This is a genomic window from Alkalihalobacillus alcalophilus ATCC 27647 = CGMCC 1.3604 (genome assembly GCF_000292245.2).
GTDB lineage: Bacteria > Bacillota > Bacilli > Bacillales > Bacillaceae_D > Alkalihalobacillus > Alkalihalobacillus alcalophilus.
In genome coordinates this window covers 83,406-110,308 of record NZ_ALPT02000003.1, presented here as the reverse complement: position 1 = coordinate 110,308, position 26,903 = coordinate 83,406, and the positions used below count along the sequence as shown (strand labels likewise).

The following is a 26,903-nucleotide window of genomic DNA, read 5'->3' as shown; positions in this document are numbered from 1 at the left end:
TTCAAGGAGTTCTTCCAGTTAAATAATGTTCGTTATCGAACGGGGAAGCGAGCAAAAGTTCATTTTGATTTGACGCAATTGGTTTATAATGGAGCAAAACTCGCGTGTGATCGTATAGCTAAGTCCTTATCTGAAAAAGAGGTTATTCAAGCTGTGTAATTTCCATTTTTAAAAATGAGAACATGAAAATTGGGTCCTTGTATGTTTCTTTAGATAGGTTTTATGAAATTGATTCAGTTATAAAAAAAACATAGCAATAGTACAAAAAAATAACACAAAGGTAATGATTGACTTTTAAATAAAATCAGCTATTATTTGCAAAATTTTTAGTTAGAAAGGAGTGGTTATTACATGACTAAAAAGTATTTTTTGTTGGAATATTTGTACTACTGATTTCGATATTTGTCAATTTATTTCTATTAGATATTTTTAAGATTTTTGCGAATGATAAAATAAGGGTTGAAAGTTGTAGGGAAATTATATCTCATAGATGGTCTGAAGCATATGACGTAGGTTCAGTAAATTACACTATATCATGGGTGAGATAAGCGTGAATTAAGCCCATCCAGACACGAATACTCAGCTACTCAGAATTGGAGTCAAGACAAGAAGGCAAGACCAAGTAAAAACAACAGAGTTTATTCTTGATAGACAGAGTAATGATGAAATTGAGTATTTTTGCAATAAATCTACGACAAGAGAAGTAGTTAACAGATGTGATGCCACACCTAGGACAGGCACATCTTTTATGTTCGGCGTCCCGATGAAGTTGCGCCAAGCGTGATTTTTAGGATCGACAAGTTGCTTACAAAGCTGACGAAAGGACGTGATTTCTGGACGAGTAAAATAAAGGTCATGCATCCGAAAGTAGGTTCTCGGATCGACTGGACGACGCCCACCCTCCTTATAAAGGGGGCCCACTTGATCCAAAACGATCGAATCATCGACCAAATTTAGATAATCAAGGAGTTCAGCACCAAATCCGAGTGTGTTATAGTCATGGTAAGGAAGCAGTTCTAACTGCAAATCCATGAAAATGCACCTCGCAAATTGGTATTTTTGGTTGTTTGGTCACTCCCGTTTTACCATTTTTTATTAAGGTGCATTTTTATTTTTTTTGAAATTTGAGGACTTTTTGAACACGCTCTATAAGGATAAGTGAAAATGGAGGATAAGTTAAGAAAAATGAAAGCAAATCCTGGAGATAAGCTTGTTGAGCAGAATTGCTCTACTTGTGAGTTTAATTTTGGAGATGTGTGCACCGGGCATGGTACTAGAATGGATAATAGTGAGGATACTTATGGAATGCCAATAGAAGAAGCAGATAAAATGTTTCCTGCTGGTTGTAATGATTATGGGATTTCACTGGATTATTTTATTGAGCAGGAAAAGCTGAATGGGAGATAAGATTTTAATTAATTGGCTGGAGAAAAGTTTATGCATATTTTTCAAACAAGACCCTTTTGGAAATATATAGGAGTACTGATGAAAAAGAAATATATATTGATTGAGGACAAGCATTCAGAGAGGGATTGTTAGACTATATGAGGGGGAGGTCAATTTGAGACGAGATAAAATTTATGAGGACCTGAAACTTTCAAAAGAATTTTCAGTAGATGATTGGAAAGCTTTGATAAAGCTAAAGCTAGGTAAGTATTTCATAAGCGATACTATTTTAGAAAAGAACAAAGATCTATTAAAGACTGAAATTATCAATTACATAAGATTGAGTGAAAAGCCAGAGTATTTAAGATTATTTGAGTGGACATTTGATTTTTACAAGGAGTGTTTAAACACCAACAAGGAACTAGCAATTAAAATATTTGCTGAGTCTCTTAATGATATTTCAAGAACTGATTCAAAGTGGATGACGAATGTTCTAACCCAACCAGACATTGCAACTCTTTCAGAAAGAGATAAAATAACTTCCTATTTTAAAATTATTGACGAAACTCTTGAAGGTGTATTTAAACCAAGATTTAAGCTCTTAGATAAATTAGTTAAATTAAAGTTGAATCAAACCGTTGTTGATAATTCAGATTCTGATTTCGGAAATTTAATAAGAAATTTTCCAAATCAATTCAAAAAAGATGTTAATTTATTTCTTGAAGATCCTCTTTATTCTGTATCAACAAATCAATGGAGAAATATCGCAGCTCATAAATCATACATATTAAGCAAAGACAACATAGCAGTTAAATATGGGAGACCAAATATCCGGACACAAACTATATCAATCGAAGCATTTTACAGAATAGTTTATTGGACACAGGACATTTATAGAACTATTAGATTAGCACAGATATTAACCTACTTAAATTATATGGAGGAAATAGTAGCGGAATTAGGTGAGGGAGTAAATTTTGATATCAGATTTGAATCATCATTATTGCACATAATTCACAATTTGCAAATCGTTGGTTTTGAATTTGATTCAACAGAAGAGCAGTCAGAGGTTTTTTGTTTAAATGTAAGGGGAAAAATCGGTCATGATGTTGAATCATCATTAATTCATGCGTCGCAATGCTTAGATCAACTATCTTCTGCAATATATGATGACGAATTCGTAAGAGATAATTTTAAAAGCACTCAAATTTGTATTGTAGATGAGAATCAAAATAAGCTTGGTTCGGCAACAATTGCCATTGAGATTGCAATGAAGAAAGTAAAGGATGAAATAAACTTAAATGAGTATTTAGACAAAATGATATTTGAAATTAAAGCTACGTGATGGCAGTTGGTAAGGAGGCTTATTGAGAAAATTACGGTACACGTACACGATGTCGGATTTGAGGTGGAATTCAAATCAGGCATGAGCGTATATGTAGACAAGTAGAAGTGAATAACAAATCATTATCAGGATATGATACCTTGCAGAAAATATATGTAGGGTGTTTTTTATTATGTTCCTGTAATGAGTAAATACAAAATTAGTTTATGAGTATCTATAAAATACAAATGTATATGGTGTAATTTTCTAAATAGTGAATGTAAAGGGGATGTGTAAACAGTGGATAAAAGTGTAACTTTTACGGTTGATGTAGATGTGTACGAAAAATTCTGCATTGCATTGAATTTAACGAAGGAAACACAAGATACCGCAGTGGAAAGACTATAATGGACCCATAAATTCAGACACACAGAAAGGAGAATTTAAGGTAGATCATGACGAAATGAAAACGGTATACAAAAGACTTCAAGGCTCAAGTTGTACTAGAAATGCTCAAGGAAGAAAAAACCTTAAACGAAATTTCATCTGCGTATGGGATTCATGTAAACCAATTACGCAATGGAATAAAGCTGCTTTGGATCAGTTACCCTCAGCTTTTGATCCATCTACTAAAAAGGCCGACAAGATGAAGGAGGAGTATGAACAACAGATTGAAACCTTATATGCCGAAGTCGGACGATTAACCACGGAACTATCGTGGCTAAAAAAAAACTGGCTTTAAAGCCTAGAGAAGAACGAATAGCCATGATAGAATGGGAAGATTCAGAACTCGCATTAAAGAAACAAGCTGAATTACTAGGGTTGAATCGCTCAAGTCTCTACTATAAGCCTGTTCCACCAGATCCGGAAGAAATCTTGATCAAACACCGTATCGATGAGATCTATACAAAAACTCCTTACTATGGCTCTCGTAGGATGACAGCCGTGCTTAATCAACAGGGATTGATCATCAATCGTAAAGCCGTTCAAAGGCATATTAGAGAAATGGGCCTACAAGGGATTTCACCTGCGCCTAATCTTAGTAAACGAAATCATCAACATCGAGTCTATCCTTACCTTCTACGAAATCTGGCCACTTCCCATCCAAACCATGTGTGGGCAACAGACATAACGTACATTCGATAAGAAAAAGGATGGATGTATCTGGTAGCCATTATTGATTGGTTTTCAAGGTACATTATTTCATGGGAACTGGAACAATCACTAGATATTGAATTTGTCATAGCAGCAGTGAACCAAGCCTTTACGAAAGGCGTTCCTGCAATATTTAATAGCTAGACTTGGAATAAAAGAATATATCAACCACTATAACCACGAACCCCCCAAAAATTTTAGAAATCTGATATTAAAAAGTAAGGTTTATAGTGAACGTTCTCTTTAATTAAGTTAATATGTTTTTGTTTTAGTTTATGATAAGGTAAATTTAATAGTTTTATTACAAATAAAAGGTGAAAGGAGTTGTTAATATGTCGGAGGATGTAACATTTAATATTTCTATTCCATCGGATTTGGATGGATTTGTTCTTCTACAGTGTTCTCTTTGTGGCGAGTTTTTTAAAATGACACCTACTGATTTTGAAGATGATTCACAACTTCAAATTTGGTGTCCAAACTGCGGATTGACTCCCGACAGTTTGATTACTGAAGAGGTATTTGATATAGCTATGAAAATGGCTAATAACCATGTATCAGATTTGCTTAATGATTTCAGCAAAAAATTAAGTAAAACATTCAAGGGTGGAAACATAAAATATAAACCTGGTCAAAAAATAAAAAAGGATTCTATTGATCCGATTTTTTCAAGAATAGATAACTTAGAAGTTCAAACATATAGATGTTGTCACAAGGAAGCTAAAATTAGTCCAAACTTAAAAATGGAAGGCGGATATTGTCCGTTTTGTGGGGAAATGCAAAGTGGAAATTAATAAAAAGGAATTAAAGAAAACAAGTAGAAAATTCAGACAGATGGCTTCAAGAGTTTTAAATGCTCATTATAATGAAATCAATTCAATTATTAAAATGTTTATTGAATATATTGATGATACGCCTATAATTAATGAATATATTAAAAGTATTTTCGTAGAATATCCTAACTTGCAAGACGAAATTAAGCAGGTATCTGCAAGTTATGGTCGACTTGTTTTGTCAACTGGTGATACACCTGAACAGGAAATTAACTATGTATACCAAATTTTGAAATATATCAGTGAAAATACTTCAGTTCAAACATCTGCACTTGGTTGGGGTTATACATCCTCCAAAAAGTATCAAGATATGGTAAAAGAATTTGGAAATCGAGTTGTAATGCCTTTTGTAGATGGAATTAATGTTTATTTATCTGATATTGCAACAGATATGGGATATGATGAGGAGAGTAGATTTATGATAAATGTAAGTGGAGGTCAAGCACAGGTAAACATATCAAATGACAACAGTACCTTAAATGCAACACAAAATATTCAGGTAAACCAATCGGAGATTGCAAGTTTAATTACTGAGCTGAAAGCTAATATTGAAATTGAGTTGGCAAATAATAAGGATATAAAAAATATTTTATTATCTCAAGCTCAGCTTATTGAAACTGAGACAGCTGAAGAAAAACCCAAAAAAGAAGTTCTGAAGACAGCTATTAATACAATTCAAAACTTATTAAAAACGGTACCTTTGGCAGTGACAGCAGTAGAAAGTAGCAGAAAATTATATGAGCTGATAGCTCCATTGTTTATTTAGAAGGACATAGGCTATGTTATATTGTGTTTTGAAAAGCGGACGATAATATTGCCTAGTTTAAAAACAGTATAGACTTTTATCCGGTTGAATAAGGAAGGTTAAGTTTTTAGTTTATCCACACTTTCAAGTGATCGCTCTTATTTTTTCATGATAATCCAAATGAACTTATCCAAAGATAACTACCTTACTCCACAAACTTGTCCACAAAAATGGTTGTGAGGCAGCTTATCCACAGCAATTTCAGGAGATTGTTTTGTTACACTTTATCTGCATTCGTTTTATCAACATTAAGTATAAACTAAAAAACTACGTGCGGAAATACATGGGCTCCACAAGTAGTTTTAAGTAAACTTAACGCATCGTTAATTCAATGGCACGATGAGTTATGTAATTAGTATATTATTTATTAGTTACTATTATGTATGATTTTATAACTTTTGTAAAGAGGTATTAGTATATGAATGGACAAACAGTCTTTAATTTAAACATCTTTTTTGATGAAAGTGGAAAAAATAGTAGCGATCGTCCTCATTTAATGGGTGCATTAGCTATTCCAGAAGAAATTTATCTTAGAAGCGAAATAGAAGATCTGAATCAAATTATTAGAAATAAAAAGTTACATTGGGTTGATTATAAGGGTGACAGTAGGGAAAGAAATACTATTTGGAAAATAATCAAACAAATGATGAACTATCAAGAATTAATAAAAATGAATGTGTTTAATTATGATCAAACGATCATCAAGATGAATGCAAGAGATTTTACAGATGTAGATCCAAGTCTGTTCTTTTCATCTATATACATGAAATTACCAGAACGAATTGTGTATGGGCTTTTGCGTAAGTTCGGTACACATTTGCAGGTTAATACACATATTTTTATTGAGGATGCTGAGGAATATAGAAAAAAAGAAGTTCAGTTGGCTGAAACATTACCTAAGCAATTAAATGTACAAGCTATTTATAGGGGAGAAAATTATAAAATTAAAAGCAGTAAATATGTTCCAAAACAGCAACAGGTTGGTCTTGAGACAATTGATTTATTATTAGGAATGATTAGGACGATAATTAAAAACTCAGGCTTTAATAATAGCGAAGGTAGTAGAAAAAATAGAGAACAGGTTTCATTAGTAATAAAGTTATTAAAGGATAGTAACTTCCATAGCTTCCTAAAAAATATTAAGTATTATGAATGGAGTAATACTTATGAATTAAATGAGTTAGACTTCAACAATTACCTAAACCATTTATAGCAATGCACAATTCAACCTTTTTTGATTAACAAGGACCCTTATAATTTAACTTCACTGTGTCAGGTTCGTAAATCAAGATCGTAATTCTAAAGCGAATAAAGAAGATAGCCCAATGGTTACCTTCTTTATATCCATTTTCTCCTCTAAAAACTTTATTCTTTGTTACTACGTTGGCTTAATGTCACTTTTAATGCCACTTTCATTTTTTCAATATCTAATTCGCCTATAATGTTTGGAGTGAGCTATTTAAATCGACAGAGCAGTAGTGAACATCCTTTATATATCCTTAATTAACAATAAGTTTAAAAGGTTGGATTTGCTAGATTATTTATAGAAACTACATAAACGGTGGGCTCACCTAAGGAAAGGGAGGGGGGGGAGAAGCGCGAGAACTGTCCCTGTGCTTCCTGCAGTGCAATATAAATAAATTTAGGACGGGTGATTGAAATGAAAGAGGCATTAAATTACTATCCAACAAATGTACAAAGCTTTACCGTTGATGAATGGTTCGCAATGTTACAAGAGGATAATTGTTTTTCGCCTATTTTAATGGAGGCAATTTATACTTTAATGTTTGAAATGGATGGTAGTGGCTCTGCAAAACAAATATCAGAAATAACTGGACGTCCATATCAGACCTATAACAGATCAATGGTGGAAACAGTAAAGAATTTAAGAAATAAGGGATATATTTTTGTTGAAGATATAAGAAAAAGAAGTAAAAAGGAGCGTTATTGGAGTCACTTTTACAATGGATATTACAAAGATAAATTATTTATTTGGGAAATTAAGGATAGCTTACATACAGCATTTACTAAGTTCATAAGTGAAAATGAAGAAAGTGGATTCTCTATTGTTTATAATGAAAAGACAAATAAGGTAGAAGCAGTTGAAGGGATAAGACGACAACGTATTCACTATCAAGTTGAACGTAATTCTGTAATTGTAAATTACGCAAAAAGGGAATTTGTTAAAAAGAATGGTAGCCTTTTTTGTGAGGCATGCAATTTCTCGTTTAAAAAATCATATGGAATTGATTTTATAGAGGGCCATCATGTTTTACCATTATATATGGGTGAAAGAATAACTAAAGGAATAGATTTAATGATGCTATGTGCAAATTGCCATCGTGCAGTACATAGTAAGAAGTGGAATGATAAGCCTGTTGATTGCTTTCTAGATTATATGAAAAAACAGATGATTAAAACTAATTTTTGAAAAGGGGGAAATGAGAATGTTTGAATTTACTGGATTAAGAGTTTTGCATCAAGATATGATTAATAAAAGTGAAGATAGGGTAGTATTTCCATTTGAATATAACGGAAAAGGATTTAGCTGTATATTTTTAGTAGATGTAATTCCTTATAGATTATATTTAACAACACTTGGAACAAAACCAGAAGTATTTGAGTTGGAAATTAAAAAGGGATATAAAGTAAGCAGTTATCTAAAAGATTACAATAAACTGGTTGCTTATCTTGATTTTAAATATGATCCGAATCACACATTTAAACCAAAAGATTTTTTTGAGGTTTTAAATAAAAAAGTTCCAGCGGAGTTTTCTAAAAGACCAAAATATACAGAGGTCTTAAATATTGCGGCAGATGTAAGAAAGATAGAAGAAAGAGACAAAATTTATTTCTTTGGTTGGTATAAGAACCCTGCTGGACGAAAAGTAAGACCCGAAAATCTTGAGAAAACAAAAAGTGCATTTGGGGATGAAAAGGCACAGGTATGCAGTGATAAAAATATTAGTTCATGTTGGACCGATGTAGCAAATAGTGAGGATTTAACCAAACTTAATGAAGTGTGAAGCATGGGGACGGTTCTCTTGCTTCTCTTTTGCAAATTCGTAAACGGATAGCTTCTGAGAAGTTCGTTAGTTTTAGTTTTTGGTGCTGGGAACGACCTGAAGATTGCTAGACTTTATCGAACAGATTAAGTTAGTAAGAGGTTATTATCTTTAATTAACAATAAGTTTAAAAGGTTGGATTTGCTAGATTATTTATAGAAACTACATAAACGGTGGGCGGTTGGCACACCTAAGGAAAGGGAGGGGGAGAGAAGCACGAGAACCGTCCCTGTGCTTCCTAACGGCTCCTAGAAAGGTGGAATTAATTTTGGGAAAAGGTATTAACAAAAAGAAAAATAATTTGAAATCTCCTGTCATAAATAAAGAAACGGAACAGCTTTCATTTGATGAATTATCGGATTGGACTGATTCTTCGCCAAGTATCGAAAATCTCGAAGTGGAATCTGGAAAGGACACGAATAAGGAATCCTTTCCGATAACATTAATAAGTGATTTTGACCGGTTTATTAATTATATTGAAAATCACCCGGTTCAGTTAACAAAAACAAAGGAATATATTTCACAGAAACATTTGCCAGACTTAAATAATAGGATGACGATTCAGAACGAACACGCAACAAGGTATACTAAGCAAGACTATTACCCATATATTCACTTTTTCTATTATTTGGCTTTAAGTGGCCATCTGTTGGAGAAAGTCTCTGAAAAACAAGGGAAATTACTGCTGAAGGGCACGGAGCGGCTACAATTATACAAGGATTTATCGAATACAGAAAAATACTTCTTCCTGCTCGAAACTTTTTGGCTTGATGTAAATTGGGAAAAGCTTATTGCTCAAAGGTATAAACCGCTCCCGATACCTGTGCTACTGCAGGATATATTTTATTTGTTTAGTCAGAAAAATTCAGAATACCTAGCATTAAATAAAAATAGTGACTTAAGAGAATCATCTCTAATTAAATATCTTAATATATTTAGTTCCTTGTCTCTATACCTTGATTGGTTCGGATTATGGAAATGTGAAAATGATCAAGAACGAATCGAGATGTCTTTTCGGAAGAATGAATATTTTGCTAAGTCGATCAGAGGAACAGCTTTTGGAGCGAAAGTAATCCCGGTTTTACTAATTGACCGAAATATAAATATTTGGAATATTGCTTTTAGGAGGGAAGAAGGGGAGATTAATCCGATCCCTGGTACTGAACTTGAACTGGAGAAAATGATGTTTGCGGATATTCCAGAAGAAGTAATCAATGCTATTTTGGAAAGAATGAAAGTTGATCAAAGCTCACAGCCATTTTTCCAGCCATTTAAGATTTTATTTCCAGAAGAAGAATTGCAAAGAACTTTGCCAAGAAATAAAAGGAGATTTATCGATGGCATTTATACGTTTAAGGTTTCAATATCAACTGGGCTTTGGCGAAAGGTTGTTTTAACAGGAAAACATACGATGGAACATCTGCACGAAATCATTTTAAGTGCCTACGGTTTTGATGATGACCATCTCTATTCATTTTTTATGGACGGGGAAAAATGGTCAAATGATTGCATTGCCTCTCCAGGTGATGACTACGGGCATCCTAATGCAGATCAGATTCTAATAGGTGGTTTAGGATTGATCCCGAAGCAGCGTTTCTTATATTTGTTTGATTATGGTCATGAGTGGAAATTTACTGTCGAGGTAGAGCAAATTCAGGAAGTAGATTCCATACCATTTAATCCATTTGTTCAGGAAAGAAAAGGGAAAGCCCCTGAACAGTATGCAGAAGATGAATCATGGTTCGAATAGGAGAGTTTAAAATAAAAGGGTTGAAAACAATGTAACTATGATACATTTAAAGGGTATTCAAGGTTACTTGCCGACTGCACAGAAAGTAAAAAGAAACATTAGAAGGGTGTAGAAGACGTATTCATCAATATGGTTGTGTAACCAATGGAAACACCTAAAAAGGGGCCCTATTCATGAGGCTCCCTAATTTATTTTCTCGGTTTTTTGCTTATTTAGTTGACGCAGCGATTTTATTTAAATTTTCAATGATAGAGGGTTTACTTCCACCACAATAGAAAGATGTAACTAATTGATAGCACGTAGCCATATTTATTAAATAACAGCTGTGAGTTTCCATGTTATAAACAAAATGATTTAGTTCTTCGCCTTTTGAACCGTCAATCACTTTAAAATGTTCAATTTCAAATAATTCACGAATCTCACTTTGAGCTAAGTCAACAAACTCTTCTCTCGTTACTTCTCTTATTGCTACTAATCCTGCTTCTTTATTCATTTTAGGGCCTCCAGTATTTTATATATTGTAAATTATAGTTAAATTCTCTAACGATAAATCATGTAAAAACCACTTAACATAAAAACGGGACTTTCTTAAAAGATGGAAAATGGTGGTTGAAGAGAATAAAGGATAATGTTCATTTCTTTTATCATACTCTTTTTTTGCTTGCAAATACATCTAAACGGCCTTAGTGCCATGAATTTTCTCTGTACAAACAAACATAATATTGGAAAGAATTGCTGATGATGGCTGAAGTAGAAATTAATTTGGTTCTGCTAGACTAGTTATAGAAACTACATACGCTATGAAAGCTATTGAGTAAAAGCCGTAAAGGGAATCATAAACGCTTTAAATTGAAGCTCGGGGTGATTCTCGCACTTTCCTAATTCCATTATATGTTATTATGATTATACAAAGTAAGTGGTAAAGCAGAAGAGTTTTAAGAAAGCATGGGGACGGTTCTCCTGCTTCTCTTTTGCGTATTAGTAAACGTATAGCTCCCGAGAACAATTCGACAGTTTTGGTGCTAGGAACGACCCGAAGATTGCTAGACTTTATCGAACAGTTATGGTTGGCTCCGCTAGATTATTTATAGCAATTACATAAGCTGGTGGGAGGTTGGCACTCCCTAAGGAAAGGGGGAGAGAAGCGCGAGAACCGTCCCTGTGCTTCGGTCCCTGTGCTTCGGAAAGGAGTGAAATTTTTGAAGAAATTAATTGTCATTTTTTTAATTTTAATTGGATTATTAATTAGCGTAATATTGTTTCGATTTATTAGTACAACTTCATTTGGAGAAATGTTAGCAGAAGACATTAGCGAAACTGATGAAATCACTCATATTAATCTATACTCTCGAGTAGAAGATGAGCCTTTATGGTTACAGATTGATGATCCTGAAATGATTAATACTTTAATCGAAGAACAATCAATCATATCGATAAGAAATCAGTATAAAAGAATCCAGAAAACGTTAGATTATAGCATGACTATACATACAAGGTTTAATAGTTATTACTTTGATTTCGATGATGAATTTTTTAGTGGAAGGCGTTCTGATTATAAAATTATTAATGGTAGTTTTATCGAACCTATTCTTCAATTAGATGATGACTTGGAATGGTTAACAGGTGATGAATTATTTAACACAGATTAATTTGTAATGCAAGAAAGAGAGTGGTTACGAAAACAGACTTGTAAAAAAATAACAAAAGGGGTTATGAGCGTGAATACACATTTGTCTTTTACATTTGATATAAATGACGGGTTTAAGGTTTTTGCAAGGAAGTGGGTTACGGAGGAAAATCCACGTGCCATTGTTCAAATTGCTCATGGAATGGCAGAACATATTGAAAGATACGATGAGTTTGCAAAGAAGTTAGTAGCGGAGGGTTTCTCAGTCTATGGCAATGATCATCGTGGTCATGGTAGGACAGCACAATTAAATGGGATGTCTGGATATTTTGATGATGAACAGGGATTTGAAAGGGTAGCTGGTGATATGGCCCAATTGACATCTGTTATAGAAAGGGAGAACCCTAATGTCCCAATCTTCATTTTTGGACATAGTATGGGCTCCTTTTTATCAAGGAGGTATATCCAGTTACATGGAAACAGAATTGCGGGTGTTATCTTATGTGGTACTGGAGGGAATCTAGGATTAAGTGGGAAAATAGGAAGGTTGATCACGAGATGGGAAATAAAAAAGCATGGTCGCCAAACACCAAGTTCTAGGATGAATAACTTAATCTTCGGCGGTTATAATAAAGCGTTCCATCCGAAACAAACGGATTTTGACTGGCTGAGCCGTGATGAAAAGGAAGTAAATAAATATATAGAAGATCCATTCTGTGGAGGGGTTTTTACAACCGGATTTTTCAGTGATTTGCTTGAGGGGATTGAACTGGTAAATAGTCCCCAAAACATTAAGCGTATCCCTTCTACTTTACCAATCTTCTTAATTTCGGGAAGTGCTGATCCTGTTGGGAATGATACGAAAGGTGTGCTACAAGCTTATCAAGGGTTTAAGCAGGCTGGAATTGGTGATGTAACATATAAATTTTACGAAAATGCCAGACATGAATTATTGAATGAAGTAAATAAGGAAGAAGTTTCTTCAGATATTATTCAGTGGATTCAAACACATTTATAAGGCACCAAATCGACTAACTTAACAAATGAAGTCGAGATAAATGTAGTTGCAACCTAGTTTAAATCGACATTCTTGGCATGATTTTAAATAGTTATCTTTTAAACCAACTCTAAAGGAGTGAATATAATGGAAGCAGCAAAAAAATGGCTCTCTATCCCACAAAATGTTAGAGAAATGCTCGTAAAAAACGTATTTTGTAGCAATTGTGGTGTAACGGAAATTGTGAAGTATACGATAGAAGAAGGTGAATATGCCCCTGTATTGAAGGGGGAATGTAAGACTTGTGGTAGGAAGGTTGCACGTGTGATTGATTAGTTAATGATAGAACTTTAAAAGGATGGAGTAGTGACCATCCTTTTTTTGAATTTCAACATTGAACTTGCCGATGATCTTTTGTCGGTTCAAACAAGAACATATTTGGAGGAAAAAATGTTAATTAGACAAGAGACTAAAAATGATTACGATAAGGTATATGATCTTGTAAAAGATGCTTTTAAAGTTGCGGAACATAGTGATGGTAATGAACAGGATTTAGTTGTGGCCTTAAGAGAAGGTGAGGCATTTATACCTGAATTATCACTAGTAGCGGTGGTTGATGGGGAGATTGCAGGACATGTTCTGTTTACAAAGGCTAAGGTAGGGAACGACACAGTGCTTGTGTTAGCCCCGTTATCTGTTTTACCAGATTTCCAAAGTCAGGGTATTGGAACTGCACTGATAAAGGAAGGGCATAAAATTGCTGAGGAATTGGGATATAAGTATTCGCTTGTTTTGGGAAGTGAAAAGTATTACCCACGCTTAGGCTATATTCCAGCAGAGAAACTAGGAGTATTAGTTCCAGCGGGAATCCCTTCTGTTAATTTTATGGCAATTCAATTACAAGAGAATGCAAAGCCTATCAGTGGGGCTGTAATCTATGCAAAGGAGTTTGGGTTATAGGGTACGGATTTCTTCCTATTTCATTATTCGTCACTCTTTTTAATTAAATCCTTACACCTTTATTTGTGAAAAACTTTTTATGGGTCATTTTAACTGAATTTTGTCAGGTGAACATTTTTATAAAAGGACATTTATGGGATGAGAAGCGATTACATTAGGATTTGTTTAAGTGAAAAACGGAGTCAGGTCTTTTTTTATTATTTCGCGCTCCTAAAGAACTAAATTAAATGGAGAACTCACCGATATTAATAATGATTGGATAAATTATACAGCTAGGTGGGGATAACGTGGATACAAAGTTATTGGGAAAGCAATTGATTGATGGAGAATGGAGAGATGGACAGAGTAGTACGGTACTTAAAAATGTGAATCCATACAATGATGAACTGATAACAGAGTTTAAGATAGCGAATAAAGCTGATATTGACCTTGCTTACCAAGCAGCACATAGGGCAAAGTGCGAATGGGATAAAGTGAACCCATATAAAAAAAGAGACATTCTTGAAGAAGCAGTAAAGTACATTGATACACATATAGAAGAGATAACCCAACTAATTATGGAAGAGTTAGGTGGAACACGTCTAAAAGCGATGTTTGAAATAGGACTTGTAAAAAACATTATCAAAGAAGCGGCCACTTTTCCATTAAGAATGGAAGGTAAAATATTGCCTTCAGTAGAGGATGGTAAGGAAAATAGATTATACAGAATTCCAGCTGGAGTTGTAGGGGTCATTAGTCCATTTAATTTTCCATTCTATTTATCGATGAAATCTGTTGCACCTGCCTTAGGAGCTGGAAATGGGGTTGTATTAAAACCTCATGAAGATTCACCGATCACAGGAGGAACTCTTATCGGAAAGATCTTTGAGGAGGCAGGAGTTCCAAAAGGGCTATTAAATGTTATCGTAACCGATATTAAAGAAATTGGAGATGCATTTGTTGAGCATCCAATCCCAAGAATCATTTCCTTTACTGGTTCAACAAAAGTTGGTAGCTATATTGGACAAGTTGCTGTTAAGAATTTCAAAAAGCCGATTCTCGAGTTAGGTGGAAATAGTGCCTTTATAATACTTGAGGATGCTGATATTGATTATGCTGTTGAGGCTGCAACATTTAGTCGATTTACACATCAAGGTCAAATTTGTATGTCAGCAAATCGGATTCTTGTTCAAAGAGATGTATATAAAGAGTTTGTTGATAAGTATTCGGACAAGGTTTCCAAGCTGAAGACAGGGGATCCAAGAGACCCAGACACAATCATTGGTCCTGTGATCAATAATCGCCAAGCAGAAACATTATACAATTTAATTGAAGAAGGTATACAAGAAGGAGCGGTGCCTTTATTAAAAGGCAATATTGAAGGAAGAATGGTCGAACCAACTATTCTCATTGATGTGACTCCAAATATGGTTTTAGCCCAAGAAGAATTATTTGGACCAGTCGTTTGTGTGATCCCTTTTGACACGGAAGAAGATGCGATTGAGATTGCGAATGATACTCGATTTGGTTTAAGTGGTGCGATTCACACTTCCAATACAGAACGTGGTGTAGAAATGGCCAAGAAGGTTCACACTGGTATGATTCATGTTAATGATATTACGATTAATGATGAACCGATTGTGGCTTTTGGTGGTGAAAAGCAATCAGGTTTAGGTCGATTGAACGGTGAGTGGAGCTTAGAAGAATTCACTACGTTAAAATGGATTTCAGTCAATCATTCGCAAAGAAACTTTCCATATTAGAGGTGATAGAACATGAATAATATAGCTAATTTAGAAATTGAAGATGATGTACTGAGTGCTTTTGTAAAAGTGGCTCCATTGTTAAATAATCTTATTCAAGATGATATTACGGTCGGTATTTATGACACTGAGAAATTACTTGTGAATATTCCTGGTAAAACTTTTTCTTTAGATGTTCGCTCGGGAGACCCATTAGTAGAAGGTGATATTGTTACGAATGCAATTCGGAATAAAACACAATTATCGGCTGTGTTACCAAAAGAGCTTTTTGGGTTTCCATTAATTGCACGAGCTATCCCATTACACAACAAAGAAGGGAAGGTAGTTGGTGGTGTAGGTATCGGAACGAGCTTAGAAAAGGCAAACAAGTTATTTGAGATGGCTGAAAGTTTCTCGGCAATTGTTGAACAGACAGCGGCCTCAATTGAAGATATTACAGATTCCGTGATGAAGCTATCTGAGCGAGTAACGAGTATCACGGGTCAAATGAAGGATGTTAGCTCTAGTGCTGAAGAAATTGGGCAAATCTCATCAGTTGTTAAAGGGATTTCGGATCAAAGTAATTTATTAGGTTTAAATGCGGCTATTGAAGCGGCTAGAGCTGGAGAAGTAGGAAAAGGATTCTCGGTTGTAGCTAGTGAAATTCGTAAGCTAGCTTCAAATTCAAAAGAAAATGTTGACCAAATCAATGCTATTACTCAGAATATCCAAGAACTATTAAGGGCATTAAATGGAGCATTTACTGAAATCCACTCGCTAACGGACACACAAACAGGTTCAATTCAAGAATTCTCAGCAACGATTCAAGAAATCAATCATCAAGCTCAAGAGCTTGCTCAACTTGCTGAATCTACTATGCTTACGGATGAAGATAAAAAGTAATGACAAAAACATCTGCTTAAGGAGCAGGTGTTTTTGTGCACTTTAAGGAAGTTAGTATATTGTAAGTAATTTTAAATTAAATATTGAACGAGCGCCAATAGAGTTTCAAAGGAGGGGATCCTATTAGATATCTAATCAAAATAACACTCTTGTTTATGTTTTTGATATTGAGCGGTTGTTCAGATGATAAAGGTGAAAACTATCAATACCTTTTTGCTGGGGAAGGAGAGTTTTGGCAGGCTGACTATCTATATGAAGGAGCAGAAATATTTGGTGAAGAGAATGGAATAACCGTATATTCTAATAAGTATAGGGATAAGTTTATTCTGACTTTCAAAGGAACGACTGAAGATATTCAACCATTAAAAAAAATAGAATTTTCTTTCGACACGAGTCTTCATGGCAGTAGTAGTGCTAGAGAATTTGATAGACCACCTAATAATCTAACATTTACTATGGATGGTGGTGGGGATGGCATGAAATTAAATGAAGATGAAGTTATACAGGTGAATGTAAAATGGAATGAGTTTGAAGAATCATTTGAGCTTGTTAAGAGAGAATAAAAAAGTTGAAAGTGTGGTAAATGACCACATTTGTAGTGTGGAACGGGGTTAGATGAAGTGATCTTACATACATCTTTAATCTGTTTGCAAGAGCTTCTATTTAAAGCCCTGTGACTACTGAGTTATAATGCTGTAGCAACCCTAATTTGTTCAAATTAGGGTGCTTTAATATGTATTTACAAGTTTATTTTATTAATAAGATAGCCGTTTTCTAAGCCAGTTTAGATGCAGCCATTACAAAGCTTACTGAATCACCGGTTGATGTAACGTTTTAATGGCTTATTTGTTTACTCAGTAGCAACCTTAACCGTTGCTTGTAATTCAACTTCTACGTTCCCTTGAATGGCTCGGCTAATCATGCAGGATTTTTCTGCTTTCTCAGCAAGTTTATGTGCTAACTTGTTATCTTGGGGCGAAGCGGTTTGTTTTAAGACGATTTCGGGACGATGGATAATTTTTTTATAGGTGATGACTCCTTTGGTCACATCAACAATGCCAACAGATGTCATCGTTAAATCAACTTTATCTAAACGACTACGCTCCATCATGGCTGCTAAAGTAATGATATAACAGGTCGCGGCTGCACCAAGGAGCATTTCATCAGGGTTGGTTCCGATTCCGGGGCCATCCATTTCTGGAGGGATCGAGACTTTTGTGATTAAATTTTTGGTTTCAATCTCTCCCACATCATTACGTAATCCAGGCCAATTTGCTTTTAAATGAAAATGATGTTCTGCCAACTTCTTTCCTCCTTAGTTTGTGTTTTTTAGGATTGATATTAATCTATATAATGAAATGTTTACTATATCAGCTCTGATGCTTTAACCTTTGTCTTACTCTTATTTTTATTCTAACCTTTAAAGTAGTACCAGTAAAATTTAATATTAACGTTTTCAATGGATAAACTATGAGGAGAAAATTATTTGTATTGACAATGGAACGAACTAATGGTAATTTAAATTTATTATTCCGATTGATTAACTAAGAATTTAAAGGGAGCGAAAATATATGAAGAAGATTTTGTCACTATTATTAATGGTCATGCTTATGCTTACGATAGCAGCATGTGGTACTACAGACGATTCAGCTGATGAGAATGAAACGGCTGGTGACCAACCAGAAGAAACAGGTACAAATGAAGAAGATACTTCATGGACTGATATTGAAGAAGCTGGGAAAATTATTGTTGGTACATCAGGTACATATTCACCTGTCACTTACTATAACGAAGATAATGAATTAACAGGATTTGATGTGGAATTAGTAAGAGAAATGGCTAACTATCTAGATGTAGAAGTAGAATTTAGCACGATGGATTTTGATGGTATTTTACCAGCATTACGGAATGGACAAATTAACTTTGCTACAAATGACTTTTCCATTACAGAAGAGCGTTTAGAGACGTTTGATTTTACTGTTCCATATAAATATTCTTACGGATCTGTTATTGTGAGAGCGGAAGATGTAGATAATTTCGAAACGGCAAACGATCTTGAGGGTGTTGATGTGGCATTAGGCTCCCTGACAAGTAACTACGCTCGATTTGCAGAACATATTGGAGCAAATGGAACGGCGTATGACGGAGGAGTAGAAGCGATTCTTCGTGATTTGATTAGTGGGAATACGGATGCATACTTAAATGATCGACTTGTATTAGCACGTACGATTGAAGAGTTCGGCGATGACCGTTTAGCTGTGGCTCCTCAAGTGAAATACCACGAAACATCTAGTGCGATGCCTGTTTTAAAAGGAAATGAAGCATTAGCCGAACGTTTAAGTGAGGCGATTGAAGCGTTGATTGAGGATGGGACGGTTGCTCGTTTATCAGAAGAATTTCTAGGGGAAGATGCTTCTCAACCTGTCGATTCATCTGAAGTTGTTGATTTTGACTTTTAATAAAAACGTATAGGTTTGGAATAACGAGGGTGTCTCAAAAGGTTGATTTTTGACTTTTTGGGACAATCCCTTTCTTTTTATGTAAAAGACTTAAGGTTTATATGTAAGGAGGCGAAAATGTGATTGAATGGTTTAATCAAATTCAGTGGGAGCATTTATATGATCCAGAACTAGCATGGAATTCATTACCTTTTTTAATGGAAGGCTTAAAAATTACGTTAATTATTTCCCTATTTAGTATGTTTTTTGCACTTATTCTTGGTATTTTATTAGGGATAGCTAGAATGTCAAAATTCTGGTTTTTACGCTTACCGGCGAAAATTTATATATCATTTATGAGGGGTACCCCTCTTCTTGTCTTTATTTTTATTTTGTATTACGGTGTACCAGTTCTTGGTGTCCAGTTCAATAGTGCTGTTGTGGCTGGTATTGTTGGGCTTAGTTTAAACTTTGCCGCCTATATTGCGGAGGTTGTCCGTTCCGCCATCATGTCTGTCCCACGAGGACAATGGGAAGCAGCAGGGTCTTTGCAAATGGGATATGTACAAACGTTACGAAGAATTATTATTCCACAAGCAACAAGGATAGCTTTACCGCCTACTTTTAGTATTTTTATGGATGTTGTCAAAGGAACATCTTTAGCTTCTGTCATAACGGTTCATGAGCTCTTATATACATCGCGTCTTGTTGCTGGTCGGACTTTCGATAGTATGACGATGTACATTACCGCAGCTCTCATTTATTGGATCGTATGTATTGTGATAGGGTACTTCCAAGAACGATTGGAAAAACGGTACAGTCGCTATTTGAGCAAACGATGAAAGGGATTTTAGCTTATGATTAATGTAACGAACTTGAATAAGAAGTTTGATGACGTCACTGTCTTACAGTCTATTGATTTTTCTGTAAAAAAAGGGGAGGTAGTGTGCCTAATTGGGCCTTCTGGTTCAGGGAAAACAACTCTCCTCCGTTGTCTAAATTTATTAGAAATACCAAATGGCGGTTCCGTTACGATTGGTAATAAAGCTCTTTCCTTTGATGGGAAATCTCCTTCTAAAAAGGATATTAAAGAGATTCGGAGCTTTTCAGGGATGGTGTTCCAAGGCTTTCATTTATTTCCTCATAAGACAGTCATGGAAAATATCATTGAGGCTCCGTTATTTGTGAAAAAAAGAAAAAAGAGCAGTTAATAAAAGATGGTGAAATATTGCTTAAAAAAGTAGGGATGCTCGAACATCGTGATAAATATCCAGATTCTCTCTCCGGCGGACAACAGCAACGAGCGGCTATAGCGAGAGCATTAATGATGAATCCGGATGTCATGTTGTTTGATGAACCGACTTCAGCCCTTGATCCACAATTAGTAAAAGAAGTTCTTCGGGTAATGGAAGAGCTTGCTAAAGAAGGCCAAACAATGGTGATTGTCACTCATGAAATGAACTTTGCTAGAAGGGTAGCAGATAAAGTACTGTTTATGGATGGAGGATATATCGTCGAAGAAGGGATAGCATCAGACGTTTTAGAACAACCGAAAGAAAAACGGACAAAAGAGTTTTTACAGCTTTTAGATGAATAATGATAGTTGACAAAAACTGTGTGGAGTGAGTGCTCCGTGCAGTTTTTCTTATTTTGGAGGGGGAACTCGAGAATGATGGCGGTGGTATGTGAAAAAAAGGAGAAGGAACGCCGGCTAGATCATCATGACACTTCTGATTCATACAAAAAAAGCTTGTCGACAGCCTCGTAAAATGAGACTTGGTCGACAAGCTGTACCACCGTCTAATCCAACAACGGTTTCTTCTTATTTCCCTGCTAATTCAGCCTTTTTAACCTTAAGATCAAAACGGTCAGCGTTCATAACTTTCACCCAAGCAGCGATGAAGTCATTAACAAACTTCCCTTTGTTATCGTCTTGAGCATAAACTTCTGAAATGGCACGTAGTACGGAGTTTGAACCGAAGACAAGGTCAACTCTTGTTGCTGTACGTACGACTTCACCTGTTGTGCGATCGCGTCCTTCATATACGCTTCCGTTTACTGGCTTCCACTCAATACCAATGTCAAGTAAGTTTGTGAAGAAGTCGTTTGAAAGTGCTCCAACATTTTCAGTGAATACACCATATTTTGTGTCACTGTGGTTTGCACCTAGTACACGCATACCACCGATAAGGACGGTCATTTCTGGAGCAGTTAATCCTAGTAATTGTGCTTTGTCTACTAGAAGCTCTTCAGCCGTTACGCTATATTCTTTCTTTTGGAAGTTACGGAATCCGTCTGCAACTGGCTCTAATACATCAAAGCTTTCTGCATCTGTTTGTTCTTGTGTGGCATCACCACGACCAGGAGCAAATGGTACGGTTACGTCAAAGCCTGCTTCTTTTGCGGCTTTTTCAATAGCTGCACTACCACCGAGTACGATAAGGTCAGCTAGGCTTACTTTTTTATTTAATGTACCTTGAAGTTCTTCTAAAGTACCAAGAACTTTTTCAAGTTGAGCTGGCTCATTTGCTTCCCAGTTCTTTTGTGGTTCTAGGCGGATACGGGCACCGTTTGCTCCTCCACGATTATCTGAACCACGGAATGTGCTAGCAGAAGCCCAAGCAACTTTCACTAGTTCACTAACAGAAAGTCCTGTGCCAAGAATTTTTGCTTTAAGGTCAGCAATTTCAGTTTCAGATAAGTCATAATCAACCGTTGGAACTGGATCTTGCCAAATAAGCTCTTCTTGTGGAACTTCTGGTCCTAAATAACGCTCTTTAGGTCCCATATCACGGTGTAGTAATTTGAACCAAGCACGAGCAAATGCATCAGCAAACTCTTCTGGGTTCTCATGGAATCGACGAGAAATTTTTTCGTATGCTGGGTCATGAAGTAAAGCCATGTCCGCAGTTGTCATCATGGTCGGAACTTTTATGGATGAATCTTCTACATCTGGTGCAAGATCCTTCTCTTCAGGGTCAACAATGTGCCAGATCCATGCACCTGCAGGACTCTTTGTAAGCCACCATTGGTTTCCAAATAATAAATCAAAGTAACCATTATCCCATTGGGTTGGGTTTGCTGTCCAAGCACCTTCAATCCCACTTGTGATCGTATCGCGACCTTTACCACTACCATGTGAACTTAACCAACCTAAACCTTGTGCTTCAAGAGGAGCAGCTTCTGGTTCTGGGCCAACTTGAGCAGCATCACCGGCACCGTGTGCTTTACCGAATGTATGTCCACCAGCTATAAGAGCCACTGTTTCTTCATCATTCATTCCCATACGAGCAAAGGTTTCACGGATGTCGCGACCACTTGCAACTGGATCTGGCTTACCGTTAGGACCTTCTGGGTTTACATAGATAAGACCCATTTGTACCGCAGCTAATGGGTTTTCAAGCTCACGATCACCACTGTAACGGTTATCACCTAGCATTTCTGTTTCATTACCCCAATAGATATCTTCTTCAGGATGCCAAATATCAGCTCGTCCACCACCAAAACCGAATGTTTTTCCACCCATTGATTCGATCGCAACGTTACCTGTTAAAAGCAATAAGTCAGCCCAAGAAATTTTGTTGCCATACTTTTGCTTGATTGGCCATAGAAGACGACGTGCTTTATCAATGTTCGCATTATCAGCCCAACTGTTAAGTGGAGCAAATCGTTGGTTACCTGTATTACCGCCCCCACGACCATCACCAGTACGGTAGGTACCAGCTGCGTGCCAAGACATACGAATAAACATTGGGCCATAATGACCATAGTCAGCTGGCCACCAGTCTTGGCTATCTGTCATAAGATCGTGTAGATCCTTTTTAAGTGCATCGTAATCTAGTTTATTAAATTCTTCTGCATAATCGAATTCTTCGCCAAGTGGGTTAGATTTCTTATCATGCTGATGTAGAATATTTAAGTTTAATTGATTTGGCCACCAGTCTTTGTTCGTAGTACCGCTTGATTTTTGACTAGTTGTACTACCGTGTGAAAATGGGCATTTACCGCCAGAATTTCCACCATGATTTGCTTCTGAAATAATATTGTTTTCGCTCATACTAATTCTCCTTTTCTTTGTAAAGAGTAGTCGAAAATAATTATACAACTGCTAACAACTATCAGATGATAATTATTCTTATATAATCATTATATTAAATTATTGCGGAAAATGAAAGACTATTATTTCACAAAATCAAAATTTTTTTAGAAATTTGTGTAACATCAGGGTTTTTTATAGATTTATTTTTTTATTTCTTAGGAGTGTTTTACGATTTGTCCCTATGTATATGCAGCTTATAGAAGAGTAAGGTTTTTTATTTGCTAAGGTTAGGAAGTTCAAATTTTGACTGTAATTGTCAAAGTGTAAAAGATGAAGTAGAAGTTGAGGATTGGATGAATTTCAATCGTTTCAGCAATAGTTAGTTTCTCATGTAGTGAATATAATTGAGAAGAATTATGGAAATAAACAAATAACAATAGGTAGTCGTACTACTTCGATAATCTAGTTAAAATCTCCTTTAATTAAAAGGAGGAAATGGAGACATTCGGGCAGGTGCAAAAGGTTTAGTTATCTTATTCAATGGCAGGCTAGTAAGCATTTAGATACCTAAGAAACGCAAATTCAATGCTTTTACTCTGCCAAAATCTCTTAAACTACGAGGAAATTTAGCAAAACATTACAAAGGAATTACAATTTTCATAATATATTGACAATTTATAAAGGTGATAATATTATAATGTTTAGATGTCTATATAGGTTAGGCTTGCAGATTTACGTCAAAATACCGATTTAGATGTTGAAAATTTATCCATTTTGTAAGGGGGAAGAATTATTGAAAACGATTGCAGTTTCACGGGATCAAAGAGGTTTATTTGCATTGGTGTTTAGTCTACTGCTTGTGCTCTCATCGTTAAGTTTACTTATTCAACCGACTAACACTGTTCATGCAGAAAAAGCTAGTATTGTTTTAGGGTATTATACGTCTTGGAATCCGCCGGAAAATCTGGACCCGAATAAAGTAACACATATTAATTATGCGTTCGCCGATGTCTGCTGGGAAGGCGAACATGGGAATCCTGACAATGAAGAAATTCCTGATGATGAACCGAAAACATGGTCTTGTAAAGATTTTCAAGGAAATGAAGCAGAGCTTGCAAATGGAACAATTGTTTTATATGACTATGAAACTGATTTAGTAGAATTACCGAAATTAGCTCAATTAAAAAATCAAAACAAAGACTTAAAGACGTTAATTTCTGTTGGCGGATGGACGTTATCGAATAATCTTTCTTTAGTAGCGAGAACAGACGAAACGCGTGAAACGTTTGCTCAATCAGCGGTCGATTTTGTGAGGGAGTTTGATTTAGATGGATTAGACCTCGATTGGGAGTATCCAGTGGCAGCGGGAATGCCTAACAATCATCGTGATCCGAGTGATAAAGAAAACCATACATTATTATTACAAGCTGTGCGGGATGCTTTTAACGAGGCAGAAAAAGAAGATGGCAGAGAGTATTTAGTGACGATTGCCGGTGCTGCAACGTGGGCATATGCGGAGAATAATGAATTAGGAAAAATTGCAGAAATTGTTGATTATATGGCGATCATGTCTTATGACATCAACGGTACATGGACAGGACTAACTGGACATAATTCGCCATTGTATTTTGATCCTTTAGAAGAACAAGTAAGAGGATGGAGCTTTGGTATAGCTAGTACGCCAAACGTTTACGGAGCTGTACCAAAAGATAAATTGTTATTAGGTTTACCATTTTATGGTCATTCTTGGGCAGGGTGTAATGAAGATAATGAGGGCAAAAAAGTGATGGAAAATGGTGCCTATCAACAATGTGCAGCAGGGTGGGAAAAGCCAGGACTCGGTGGTGGAACCCTCAATTACGATGTTGTGAAGCCACTTATTAATCAAGATGGCTATCATTATTTCTTTGACAATGTCGCTAAGGTTCCCTATTTATACAATGAAAGCAAGGGTGAATTTATATCTTATGATAATGTGGAATCCCTTGGATATAAAGTCAATTTTATTAAAGAGACTGGACTTGCTGGAGCAATGGTTTGGGATTTAGCGGGCGATGATGAGGATTATAATTTATTAAAGACTGTTTCTTATGGGTTGGGTGTTTCAAATGAAGCCCCAGAGCCAGACCCAGTCCCAGAAGTTGAAATTGGCCTTACTGATGAGTTTGCCCCTGTTAGTGCGGGAAGTCTTTTAAAAGTCTTAAAAGATGGAGAAGCGACCGGTGTGCAAATCCAGTTACCTACCGATTTACCTGAGGGTACAAAATTAAAGATTGAAGAAGCTACGGAAGGGATGGACAAGCTTTCAGGTCTAAAAGCAGATGGACCTGTGTATACGTTTACCTTCGAATACCCAGATGGAGAAGCTTTCACGAGTGAAGAAGGGTTTGGATTAACATTCCCTGTTAAAGAAGACTCAAATGACCCAGCACTCTATTATTTTAATAGTGAAGATGGGGAATGGGAGAAAGTTTCTAATGAAGTGGCTCAGAATGAAATCACCGTAATCGTATCCCATTTTTCAACTTTTGGAATTTTTGTAGAAGATGAAGAAATAGACAACGATGGTTCTGTTGATGGAAATAAAGAGGATGAAGATGAAGATGATAATGGAACTGGAACAGGTGGAAATGGTGATGATGATAACGGAACTGGAACAGGTGGAAACGATGATGGTGATAACGGAACTGGAACAGGCGGAAACAATGATGATGATAACGGAGACGATAATGGAACTGATAAAGGTAAGGATGACGCCAACGGTATAGATAAAGGAACGAATAATGACAAAACAGATGCAGGCGAAAAATCAGGAAGTAGCAATAAACTTCCAAATACCGCAACTAATCTATACAACATGTTAGCAGTTGGATTTATCGTTATTTTAGTTGGTGCTGGTCTCTTTATTTATCAAAGAAGAAAAGAGTTAGTAAAGGAATAAAAGATAAACATGGCCGCTTTAACTATTGAAGCGGTTTCTATATGAGCGATACTTTGAAGAGTATAAGTGATTTCGGAATAGGGAGGCATTTCTTCATGGAGAAGGAATGTCTTCCTGTATAATGAAGAAACTTGTTAAGTGCTATAAATAATAACTTGGTTGAATATGGTAACATAGAGATATGCTTTTGCAAATGTCCTAAATAAGAAGAGGTGATAAATATCATTTTTCTAACAGTAACTTTATTGATAGTTGTTGTCGGATATCCGATATGGGATTATTTTTATATGAAGAAGCTCAAAAATAATCAGATTAATAAGTGGAGAATATACATAGAGATTATGATAGCTCAATGGTTAATCGTTATTATTCTTTATATGTATTGGGTTTACACAGGACGTTCTTTTATCGACTTATTTTCATATGACTCTTCATATATTTCTCTAAATCTAGAAACTATACTAGGTATTGGAGTAGGAGTAGGCATTGTACTTTTATTCTTTTCATTGATGATCCGTTACTCAAAAGCAATTCGAACAAAAATAGCAGAAAGCTTAGCGGATGAAAGTATTCAATTTTTATTACCATCTACATTTGGTGAGCGTGTCCTTTTTCTTTTAGTTGCTGTGACAGCAGGGGTTTGTGAAGAAATTATTTTTCGTGGTGTAATGCTCTATTATTTTAGTCACTTTCCAATCGAAGTTCCAATTATTTTTATAGGGGTTATATCAAGTTTATTATTTGGAATTGTTCATTTGTATCAAGGATTAAAGGGTGTGTTACTCACGGCCTATTTAGGAGCTGTTTTTTTCTTTCTTTTTGTACTGACAGGAAGTTTATGGATACCTATTCTTTTACATATTCTCGTTGATGCAAAATTTGTGTTTTTACCGAATAAAAAAGTTCTGAAAAGTGGTAAAGAGAGTTTGATAGTGTGAAAAATAAAGAAGTATAACGATAAA

Annotated in this window: 25 protein-coding genes and 2 pseudogenes; 23 read left to right on the top strand and 4 right to left on the bottom strand. The window is 35.6% G+C overall.

The window, feature by feature from the left end; translation table 11 throughout:
• Nucleotides 1–159, top strand: a pseudogene (locus tag BALCAV_RS21935) (IS5/IS1182 family transposase); the annotation flags it as partial.
• 420 nt (nucleotides 160–579) lie between these two features.
• Here BALCAV_RS21935 and BALCAV_RS01620 read toward each other — a convergent pair.
• Nucleotides 580–1,032 carry a hypothetical protein gene (locus BALCAV_RS01620; protein ID WP_003321814.1) on the bottom strand — a complete coding sequence of 151 codons (453 nt, stop codon included), beginning with the start codon at nucleotides 1,030–1,032 and terminating at the stop codon, nucleotides 580–582.
• Nucleotides 1,033–1,164: 132 nt separating this feature from the next.
• On the opposite strand from BALCAV_RS01620, the gene BALCAV_RS01615 reads away from it, so the two are divergent.
• The 10 genes from BALCAV_RS01615 (at nucleotide 1,165) to BALCAV_RS01570 (ending at nucleotide 10,315) form a co-directional block, all read left to right on the top strand.
• Nucleotides 1,165–1,407, top strand: a complete 243-nt coding sequence (locus tag BALCAV_RS01615; protein WP_003321815.1) for a hypothetical protein — start codon at nucleotides 1,165–1,167, stop codon at nucleotides 1,405–1,407.
• A gap of 154 nt (nucleotides 1,408–1,561) precedes the next feature.
• Nucleotides 1,562–2,731, top strand: coding sequence for a hypothetical protein (locus BALCAV_RS01610; RefSeq protein ID WP_003321816.1), 1,170 nt, complete (start codon nucleotides 1,562–1,564; stop codon nucleotides 2,729–2,731).
• Nucleotides 2,732–3,173: 442 nt separating this feature from the next.
• Nucleotides 3,174–3,452, top strand: a complete 279-nt coding sequence (locus BALCAV_RS23480; protein ID WP_003321818.1) for a hypothetical protein — start codon at nucleotides 3,174–3,176, stop codon at nucleotides 3,450–3,452.
• 23 nt (nucleotides 3,453–3,475) lie between these two features.
• The gene (locus tag BALCAV_RS01600; protein WP_003321819.1) at nucleotides 3,476–3,856 is read left to right on the top strand and encodes an IS3 family transposase; all 381 of its coding nucleotides are present in this window, start codon (nucleotides 3,476–3,478) and stop codon (nucleotides 3,854–3,856) included.
• 341 nt (nucleotides 3,857–4,197) lie between these two features.
• Nucleotides 4,198–4,656, top strand: a complete 459-nt coding sequence (locus tag BALCAV_RS01595; protein ID WP_003321821.1) for a hypothetical protein — start codon at nucleotides 4,198–4,200, stop codon at nucleotides 4,654–4,656.
• The gene (locus BALCAV_RS01590) at nucleotides 4,646–5,461 is read left to right on the top strand and encodes a hypothetical protein (protein ID WP_003321822.1); all 816 of its coding nucleotides are present in this window, start codon (nucleotides 4,646–4,648) and stop codon (nucleotides 5,459–5,461) included. The genes BALCAV_RS01595 and BALCAV_RS01590 overlap by 11 nt, the downstream gene beginning before the upstream one ends.
• Nucleotides 5,462–5,918: 457 nt before the next feature.
• A complete protein-coding gene (locus BALCAV_RS01585; protein WP_003321824.1) occupies nucleotides 5,919–6,713 on the top strand; it encodes a DUF3800 domain-containing protein in 795 nt (264 codons plus the stop codon).
• A 447-nt stretch (nucleotides 6,714–7,160) separates the two neighbouring features.
• Entirely contained in the window at nucleotides 7,161–7,931 is a 771-nt protein-coding gene (locus BALCAV_RS21040) for an HNH endonuclease (RefSeq protein WP_004429179.1), read from the top strand.
• 16 nt (nucleotides 7,932–7,947) lie between these two features.
• Nucleotides 7,948–8,526: a DUF6037 family protein gene (locus BALCAV_RS01575; RefSeq protein WP_004429177.1), complete on the top strand. Its 579-nt coding sequence runs from the start codon at nucleotides 7,948–7,950 to the stop codon at nucleotides 8,524–8,526.
• Nucleotides 8,527–8,833: 307 nt separating this feature from the next.
• Nucleotides 8,834–10,315 (top strand): plasmid pRiA4b ORF-3 family protein, encoded by a 1,482-nt coding sequence (locus BALCAV_RS01570; RefSeq protein ID WP_003321825.1) that lies wholly within the window; start codon nucleotides 8,834–8,836, stop codon nucleotides 10,313–10,315.
• Nucleotides 10,316–10,523: 208 nt separating this feature from the next.
• Here BALCAV_RS01570 and BALCAV_RS01565 read toward each other — a convergent pair whose 3' ends face one another.
• On the bottom strand, nucleotides 10,524–10,808 hold the full coding sequence (locus BALCAV_RS01565; protein ID WP_003321826.1) for a hypothetical protein: 285 nt from the start codon (nucleotides 10,806–10,808) through the stop codon (nucleotides 10,524–10,526).
• A 682-nt stretch (nucleotides 10,809–11,490) separates the two neighbouring features.
• On the opposite strand from BALCAV_RS01565, the gene BALCAV_RS01560 reads away from it, so the two are divergent.
• The 7 genes from BALCAV_RS01560 (at nucleotide 11,491) to BALCAV_RS01530 (ending at nucleotide 17,086) form a co-directional block, all read left to right on the top strand.
• Nucleotides 11,491–11,964: a hypothetical protein gene (locus BALCAV_RS01560; protein WP_152563025.1), complete on the top strand. Its 474-nt coding sequence runs from the start codon at nucleotides 11,491–11,493 to the stop codon at nucleotides 11,962–11,964.
• Nucleotides 11,965–12,027: 63 nt separating this feature from the next.
• Complete coding sequence (locus BALCAV_RS01555; protein WP_040323361.1) at nucleotides 12,028–12,960, top strand: alpha/beta hydrolase; 933 nt, start codon at nucleotides 12,028–12,030, stop codon at nucleotides 12,958–12,960.
• A 126-nt stretch (nucleotides 12,961–13,086) separates the two neighbouring features.
• Entirely contained in the window at nucleotides 13,087–13,275 is a 189-nt protein-coding gene (locus BALCAV_RS01550; RefSeq protein ID WP_003321829.1) for a hypothetical protein, read from the top strand.
• A 114-nt stretch (nucleotides 13,276–13,389) separates the two neighbouring features.
• Nucleotides 13,390–13,899, top strand: a complete 510-nt coding sequence (locus tag BALCAV_RS01545) for a GNAT family N-acetyltransferase (protein ID WP_040323359.1) — start codon at nucleotides 13,390–13,392, stop codon at nucleotides 13,897–13,899.
• A 287-nt stretch (nucleotides 13,900–14,186) separates the two neighbouring features.
• A complete protein-coding gene (locus tag BALCAV_RS01540; protein ID WP_003321832.1) occupies nucleotides 14,187–15,641 on the top strand; it encodes an aldehyde dehydrogenase family protein in 1,455 nt (484 codons plus the stop codon).
• Between the two features lie 12 nt (nucleotides 15,642–15,653).
• Nucleotides 15,654–16,523, top strand: coding sequence for a methyl-accepting chemotaxis protein (locus tag BALCAV_RS23200; RefSeq protein WP_003321834.1), 870 nt, complete (start codon nucleotides 15,654–15,656; stop codon nucleotides 16,521–16,523).
• Nucleotides 16,524–16,678: 155 nt separating this feature from the next.
• Nucleotides 16,679–17,086 (top strand): hypothetical protein, encoded by a 408-nt coding sequence (locus tag BALCAV_RS01530; protein ID WP_003321835.1) that lies wholly within the window; start codon nucleotides 16,679–16,681, stop codon nucleotides 17,084–17,086.
• A gap of 287 nt (nucleotides 17,087–17,373) precedes the next feature.
• Here BALCAV_RS01530 and BALCAV_RS01525 read toward each other — a convergent pair whose 3' ends face one another.
• Nucleotides 17,374–17,826, bottom strand: coding sequence for an OsmC family protein (locus tag BALCAV_RS01525; RefSeq protein ID WP_003321836.1), 453 nt, complete (start codon nucleotides 17,824–17,826; stop codon nucleotides 17,374–17,376).
• Between the two features lie 268 nt (nucleotides 17,827–18,094).
• On the opposite strand from BALCAV_RS01525, the gene BALCAV_RS01520 reads away from it, so the two are divergent.
• The 3 genes and pseudogenes from BALCAV_RS01520 (at nucleotide 18,095) to BALCAV_RS01510 (ending at nucleotide 20,558) form a co-directional block, all read left to right on the top strand.
• Nucleotides 18,095–18,982: a transporter substrate-binding domain-containing protein gene (locus BALCAV_RS01520; RefSeq protein WP_003321837.1), complete on the top strand. Its 888-nt coding sequence runs from the start codon at nucleotides 18,095–18,097 to the stop codon at nucleotides 18,980–18,982.
• A 119-nt stretch (nucleotides 18,983–19,101) separates the two neighbouring features.
• Nucleotides 19,102–19,803, top strand: coding sequence for an amino acid ABC transporter permease (locus BALCAV_RS01515; RefSeq protein ID WP_003321838.1), 702 nt, complete (start codon nucleotides 19,102–19,104; stop codon nucleotides 19,801–19,803).
• Between the two features lie 15 nt (nucleotides 19,804–19,818).
• Nucleotides 19,819–20,558, top strand: a pseudogene (locus tag BALCAV_RS01510) (amino acid ABC transporter ATP-binding protein).
• A gap of 225 nt (nucleotides 20,559–20,783) precedes the next feature.
• On the opposite strand, the gene katG reads toward BALCAV_RS01510, so the two are convergent.
• On the bottom strand, nucleotides 20,784–23,018 hold the full coding sequence (gene katG, locus BALCAV_RS01505; protein WP_003321840.1) for a catalase/peroxidase HPI: 2,235 nt from the start codon (nucleotides 23,016–23,018) through the stop codon (nucleotides 20,784–20,786).
• 775 nt (nucleotides 23,019–23,793) lie between these two features.
• Between katG and BALCAV_RS01500 the strand changes: the two genes are divergently transcribed.
• Nucleotides 23,794–25,941: a glycoside hydrolase family 18 protein gene (locus BALCAV_RS01500; RefSeq protein WP_003321842.1), complete on the top strand. Its 2,148-nt coding sequence runs from the start codon at nucleotides 23,794–23,796 to the stop codon at nucleotides 25,939–25,941.
• A 287-nt stretch (nucleotides 25,942–26,228) separates the two neighbouring features.
• Nucleotides 26,229–26,879 carry a CPBP family intramembrane glutamic endopeptidase gene (locus tag BALCAV_RS21035; RefSeq protein ID WP_136446091.1) on the top strand — a complete coding sequence of 217 codons (651 nt, stop codon included), beginning with the start codon at nucleotides 26,229–26,231 and terminating at the stop codon, nucleotides 26,877–26,879.
• Nucleotides 26,880–26,903: the final 24 nt, after the last annotated feature.

Excerpts from the sequence above, each read along its gene's own strand:
- BALCAV_RS01620 (WP_003321814.1), bottom strand. The coding sequence starts at position 1,032 with ATGGATTTGCAGTTAGAACTGCTTCCTTACCATGACTATAACACACTC.
- BALCAV_RS01615 (WP_003321815.1), top strand. The coding sequence starts at position 1,165 with ATGGAGGATAAGTTAAGAAAAATGAAAGCAAATCCTGGAGATAAGCTT.
- BALCAV_RS23480 (WP_003321818.1), top strand. The coding sequence starts at position 3,174 with ATGAAAACGGTATACAAAAGACTTCAAGGCTCAAGTTGTACTAGAAAT.
- BALCAV_RS01600 (WP_003321819.1), top strand. The coding sequence starts at position 3,476 with ATGATAGAATGGGAAGATTCAGAACTCGCATTAAAGAAACAAGCTGAA.
- BALCAV_RS01595 (WP_003321821.1), top strand. The coding sequence starts at position 4,198 with ATGTCGGAGGATGTAACATTTAATATTTCTATTCCATCGGATTTGGAT.
- BALCAV_RS01585 (WP_003321824.1), top strand. The coding sequence starts at position 5,919 with ATGAATGGACAAACAGTCTTTAATTTAAACATCTTTTTTGATGAAAGT.
- BALCAV_RS21040 (WP_004429179.1), top strand. The coding sequence starts at position 7,161 with ATGAAAGAGGCATTAAATTACTATCCAACAAATGTACAAAGCTTTACC.
- BALCAV_RS01575 (WP_004429177.1), top strand. The coding sequence starts at position 7,948 with ATGTTTGAATTTACTGGATTAAGAGTTTTGCATCAAGATATGATTAAT.
- BALCAV_RS01565 (WP_003321826.1), bottom strand. The coding sequence starts at position 10,808 with ATGAATAAAGAAGCAGGATTAGTAGCAATAAGAGAAGTAACGAGAGAA.
- BALCAV_RS01555 (WP_040323361.1), top strand. The coding sequence starts at position 12,028 with ATGAGCGTGAATACACATTTGTCTTTTACATTTGATATAAATGACGGG.
- BALCAV_RS01550 (WP_003321829.1), top strand. The coding sequence starts at position 13,087 with ATGGAAGCAGCAAAAAAATGGCTCTCTATCCCACAAAATGTTAGAGAA.
- BALCAV_RS01545 (WP_040323359.1), top strand. The coding sequence starts at position 13,390 with ATGTTAATTAGACAAGAGACTAAAAATGATTACGATAAGGTATATGAT.
- BALCAV_RS23200 (WP_003321834.1), top strand. The coding sequence starts at position 15,654 with ATGAATAATATAGCTAATTTAGAAATTGAAGATGATGTACTGAGTGCT.
- BALCAV_RS01530 (WP_003321835.1), top strand. The coding sequence starts at position 16,679 with ATGTTTTTGATATTGAGCGGTTGTTCAGATGATAAAGGTGAAAACTAT.
- BALCAV_RS01520 (WP_003321837.1), top strand. The coding sequence starts at position 18,095 with ATGAAGAAGATTTTGTCACTATTATTAATGGTCATGCTTATGCTTACG.
- katG (WP_003321840.1), bottom strand. The coding sequence starts at position 23,018 with ATGAGCGAAAACAATATTATTTCAGAAGCAAATCATGGTGGAAATTCT.
- BALCAV_RS21035 (WP_136446091.1), top strand. The coding sequence starts at position 26,229 with ATGAAGAAGCTCAAAAATAATCAGATTAATAAGTGGAGAATATACATA.